1 pseudogene is annotated in these 1,673 nt (G+C 59.1%); it reads right to left on the bottom strand.

Annotated elements, in window-relative coordinates:
- A pseudogene (locus BFL40_RS25750) lies at positions 1-1,673 on the bottom strand (type IV secretion protein Rhs); the annotation flags it as partial.

Raw genomic sequence — 1,673 nt, forward strand, 5'->3', positions numbered from 1 at the left:
CCTTGGTGTTCGGCGGTGAGGCGGTTTTGGCTGTCGTATTCGTAGGCCAGCGCCCAGTGGCCGTCTTCGACGCCCAGGAGGTTGCCTCGGCGGTCGTAGGTGTAATCGACGATTTTGCCGTCGGGGAGGGTTTTTCTTACGAGCCGCCCGGCATGGTCTCGCTCGTAACGGGTGACGAGCTGACTGCCATCGTCGCCGTGTTCGGTCTTTTCCTGTAGGTTGCCGTTGAGGTCGTAGACGTAGGCCGTGCGTTGGCCATCAAACCCGGTTTCCTGCTGGATCAGGCCATTGGGGTGGTACTGGAGTCGGTAGGTTTCGCCGACTTCGTTTTCGATCGCCGTCAGCAATAACCGAACGTTGTCGTAGCGGTATTTGACTTGGGTGCCATCAGCATTGATGCGGCGGCTGATCAGATGCAGGCCGTCGGCATACTCGTAGCGAGTAACGCGGCCTAGCTCATCACGTTCAGCGGTGATCTTTCCGTAGGGGTTGTAGCTGTACTCCCGTGTGGCGCCACCTGGCAGTACGACGCGAACCAACCGACCCACACTGTCCCACTGATATTGGGTCAGCGCTCCGTATTCATCCTCGCGCGCAACCTGCCGCCCCAGATCGTCATAGCGATAGCGCTTTACGCCGCCATTCGGCAGTTGTTCCTCAGTGAGCTGCCCGCGCTCATTCCAGGTCAGCCGATGGCAGCTGTGATCGGGATACCAGACGCCGATCAGTTGCCCATGTTTGTTGTAGCTGTAGTCGGTGACGTTGCCATCGGGGTCGGTCTTGCGGGTGACATCGCCCTGATCATTGCGCTCGTATTTCCAGACCGCCTGGCCACGCCGTACAACTCGTACGAAACCGTTGTCATGCTCGTAGGAGGTAGGTTCATCATCCCCCGAAAACAACGCCACTAAACGCCCGGCGTCGTCGTACTGATACGCCGTCACTGCGCCCAGCGGATCTTGCTCGACCGTCAGCCGGCCTTTGTCGTCATAGGATTTGAGATGCTCGGCGCCATCGGGATCAATCCGCTGCACCAACCGCGCACGCTGATCGTGGACGTAAACTTCCTGGCTGCCATCAGCGTTGTGAACCGTGACACGGCCGTTGTCATCCCACGCATACCGCGTGTCCATCTGCGAAAAACTGGCCCAGTGCCGGACGCATCGTGCGGCCTTGCCCGAGCGTTCCCACTCCCAGAAGAAACTCGCCCCACCGGCCAACTGCCGTTCGAGAATGACGTGCTGATCGTCGTACCGATAAACCTCGCTTTCACCTACCGCGTTGGTCGCCGAAACCAACCGGCCGGCGCCGTCATAGGCGTAGGAAATGACGTTTTGCTCAGTGACCCAGACAAACGGGCCCGGTCCCTCGGCCCGATGAACTTGGTACTCCACCGCAACAATGCGACCGAGTTCATAGCGCAAAAGCAGCGAACGGCCGACACCGTTATCCAGCCGCTCAACCCGCCCCAACAGATCACGAAAAATCCGCAGCCGGTTGTCATACCCATCGCTGATGGCTGTCAGCACACCATCGCGGAAGTGATAGAACCGCGACGCCTGCGCCAGCACCAACTCATCAGGCAATGAGCCCAAGTAAATCGCCGCTTCGGCCAAACTATTGGAAATCGCCGGACGAGAGGCAGTGGGCAACGGAAACTCAGTAATGCGATT

It is taken from the genome of Pseudomonas costantinii (assembly GCF_001870435.1).
GTDB classification, from domain to species: domain Bacteria; phylum Pseudomonadota; class Gammaproteobacteria; order Pseudomonadales; family Pseudomonadaceae; genus Aquipseudomonas; species Aquipseudomonas costantinii.